2 protein-coding genes and 1 pseudogene are annotated in these 3,386 nt (G+C 62.9%); 2 read left to right on the top strand and 1 reads right to left on the bottom strand.

All coding sequences use genetic code 11. The annotated features are described in order from the left end of the window. Window positions 1-331, top strand: a pseudogene (locus IVA98_RS16895) (phosphotransferase family protein); the annotation flags it as partial. 250 nt (window positions 332-581) lie between these two features. After that, window positions 582-1,208: a LysE family translocator gene (locus IVA98_RS16890; protein WP_247355230.1), complete on the top strand. Its 627-nt coding sequence runs from the start codon at window positions 582-584 to the stop codon at window positions 1,206-1,208. 89 nt (window positions 1,209-1,297) lie between these two features. Here IVA98_RS16890 and argE read toward each other — a convergent pair whose 3' ends face one another. Further along, window positions 1,298-2,470 (bottom strand): acetylornithine deacetylase, encoded by a 1,173-nt coding sequence (argE, locus tag IVA98_RS16885; RefSeq protein ID WP_247337615.1) that lies wholly within the window; start codon window positions 2,468-2,470, stop codon window positions 1,298-1,300. Window positions 2,471-3,386 lie beyond the last annotated feature (916 nt).

Below are 3,386 nucleotides of genomic sequence, written 5' to 3'. Positions count from 1 at the left end.
GTCGACGCTCGGCGATCCCATGGCCGACTTCACCTATCTGTTGATGCAGTGGATCATGCCGGGCCTCGAGGGCGTCGACCTCAAGGCGCTCAACATCCCGAGCCTGGAAGAGGCCGCGCAAATCTACTGCAACGTGACCAAGATGAGCGTGCCGGACCTCAACTGGTACTTCTCCTACAATCTGTTCCGCCTCGCTGGTATCACGCAGGGTATCGCCGGCCGTATCCGCGACGGCACCGCCGCCAACGCCAAGGCGCTGGAGTCGGCCAAGCGCACCGTGCCGCTGTCAAAGGCCTCATGGGACTACGCGCAGAAGGCGGGCGCGGTATAGGAAGGGCGAAGGCGCGGCCGCTGGCCGCGCTTTTTTGTTTGCGTCGCCGTCCCCAAACACGCGATGTCAGTGCCCGCGAAGGCGGGCAATCAAGTATTCCAGAGGCAGCACCGCCTGGACCGAGATGTCGCGGCGTACTGGATGCCGAGCACGGCTTGATGGTTGGCCAGATCGAGGCCGGCTGCTTGTGCCGGTGGACTATTCGCCGTCGCAAAGCCTGCTAGGTTAATCCGCCCCGTGGAGCCCGTGCATGATCGATCTGACCACCCTGCTCACCTACATCATCATCGTGCTCGGCTTTGTGTTCATCCCTGGACCAGCCACGCTCCTCACCATGGCGCGCGCGGCCAGTTCCGGAACGAAGGTTGGCATTGCGACAGGGGCGGGGATCGCTGCGGGAGACATCGTCCACACAACGATGGCGATCGTCGGCCTCTCGGCGATCATCGCTACGTCGGCACTCTTGTTCAGCATCGTCAAATATGCGGGGGCAGCCTTCCTCATTTACCTCGGCATTCGCGCGATGCTGGAAAAGGCTCCACTGGGAATCAACGCCCGGACCTTGGCGATCACTGCGGGTCAAGCGTTCCGACAGGCGATCCTGGCGGAGGTGCTGAATCCGAAGACCGCGCTGTTCTTTCTCGCCTTCCTGCCGCAGTTCGTCCGGTCGGACAACGGGCCGGTCGTGCTTCAGCTTGGAATTCTGGGAGCCATATTCGTGTTGCTCGGCCTCGTCAGCACCGTCGTATTCGCCGTCGGTGCGGGACGTCTTGGCAACCTCGTTCGCCGCCACCCGGCCATTGTCAGGTGGCAAGGCAAGTTGGTCGGCGCAGTTTACTGCGCCGTCGGTGTGCGGCTGGCCTTGCAGGAGCGCTGATGTTGTAGGGCCCGGTGAGCGAAGCAATAGCCGGGACGGCGGTCTCGCATCTCGCTTCGCTCATGCCGGCGGTTCCGTATGCTAGCGCTCTACTCCCTCACACAATGCGCAATCAGCCTCTCCACGAACGCCGCGCACTTCTCCAGCTCCGCCATCTCGACGAACTCGTCCGGCGTATGCGCCTGCGCGATCGATCCCGGGCCGATCACCACCGAGGGAATATCGGCCATGCTGGCGAACAGGCTCGCCTCGGTGCCGAACGCGACCTTGGCGTGGTCGTTGCGCCCTGCAAGGCTCTTGGCCAGCGTGACGATGGCCGCGTCGGCGGCCGTGTCGAGCGCGGGATAGTCGAGGATTTCCTCGAAATCGATGCCGCACTCCGGATGCTGTTTGTTCATCAGGGGCTCGAGCTCGGCCTTGGCCCAGGCGACGATCGCATCGGTCACCTCTTTGGACTCGGTGATGCCGATGCCGCGGCATTCGAAATCCACCGTGCAAGTATCCGGCACGATGTTCAGCGCGGCGCCGCCATGCACGATGCTGGTGAGCAGCGTCGAGTGCGGAACGTCGTAAAGGCTGTCCGTTGATCGCGCGGCCGCGAGTTTTACCGCGCGACGACGGATTTCGGTGATCAGTTCTGCGGCATATTCGATCGCGTTGACGCCGTCGGGCGCGATCGAGGAATGGCGGGCGAGGCCGCGAAACGTGGCGCGGACACCGTGCTTGCCTTTGTGGCCGATGATGACCTTCATCTCGGTCGGCTCGCCGACAAAGCAGCCGAGCGGTTTTACGCGTTTCTTCGCCACCTCGCGCAGCATCGGCCGCACGCCGACGCAGCCGATCTCCTCGTCATAGGAGATCGCCAGATGAATCGGCGTCTTGAGCTTCGCCTCCACGATCTCCGGCACCATCGCGAGGCACACCGCGACAAAGCCCTTCATGTCGGTGGTGCCGCGGCCGTAGAGCCTGCCGTCACGCTCGACGAGCTTGAACGGATCGTGGCTCCAGTCCTGGCCGACCACGGGCACGACATCGGTGTGGCCCGACAGCACCAGGCCGGGACGGTCCTCCGGTCCAATGGTGACCCACAGCGAGGCTTTCTCGCCGGTCTCATCGACGATGCGCTCGCCCTTGATGCCGAACGCGGCGAGATAGCTTTCGATATGGGTGATCAGAGGCAGGTTGGTGCGGTCGCTGACGGTGTCGAAAGCAACGAGGTCGGCGAGCAGCTTGCGGATGCGGTCGGGTCTTGAGCTTGGCATTTTCAGGATCTTGTCAGGAGATTGCGGAAGCCGAGGCAGCTTGCAGGAACCATACCAGCGCGGCGGCGGGATGGGCAAATGCAGCCACAGCTGTCATTCCGGGCTCGCGACTTCGTCGCCCCGGAATGACGAGGGGAAGGCTACAAGGCCTTGTGTTGCGTGATGGGCAAAACACGCCAGCGCTGGGTCAACGTGCGCCATCCAAAATATTCCGCTTTACCGAAATTCGGAAATCGCGTATGTGTCGCGGCAACCCGGCCCAAGCAAGAAGGGCGTATCGCGATCGTCACGACACGCGGGCCGGGCGGCGGTGGATGCTAGGTCACATCGGCGCGAAGAGCTTCGCAGGGCGGACAGCCGTGAGCGAAGAGCCTCGCGCGCTCGACCGGTGTGATCGGCGTACGGCAAAATCGTGTGGTCCTGGCGCCCGGGGTCTGTGCGCCAAGTCTTGCGGTGATGTGAGCGGCCCAACCGGACCGCGGCATCAGCCATCGGCAAGGCGACGGGGGCAATAGTGCATCGCTCCCCGGGGAGAGCGCGACATAAGCCGTTCCAACCATCCGCGCAGGGAAGGTCGGGATGTCTCCGGTTGCCCTGTTGTCCGCTATGCATGAAGCACACGCAACCTGCTCTTGGCATGGCGGTCCATGGGAGCCAACCGGCTCCCGGTCTTCCCTGCGCCCTCTTTCAATTATGAGGGCAAGGCACCGAAGCAAAGCTCGGGCGAACAAGCCGCGAGGATGCGAAGGTGTGTCTGCAATGAAGACGCGGGCTAAGGAGTAGCACTCTCACTCCCAACTTGGTCATTGCGAGCGCAGCGAAGATTCCATGGGGGTGGATAGCGACCAAGTCTGAGGCCAGACTGAGGTTGCATCCATTCAACCTGGAGACGACGATGTTGCTCGATCATCCTATC

Origin of the sequence: Bradyrhizobium sp. 160, assembly GCF_023073735.1 — a bacterium.
Taxonomy (GTDB): domain Bacteria; phylum Pseudomonadota; class Alphaproteobacteria; order Rhizobiales; family Xanthobacteraceae; genus Bradyrhizobium.
Note: the sequence above shows the minus strand (reverse complement) of the source record. Positions and strands in the feature narration are given on the sequence as shown.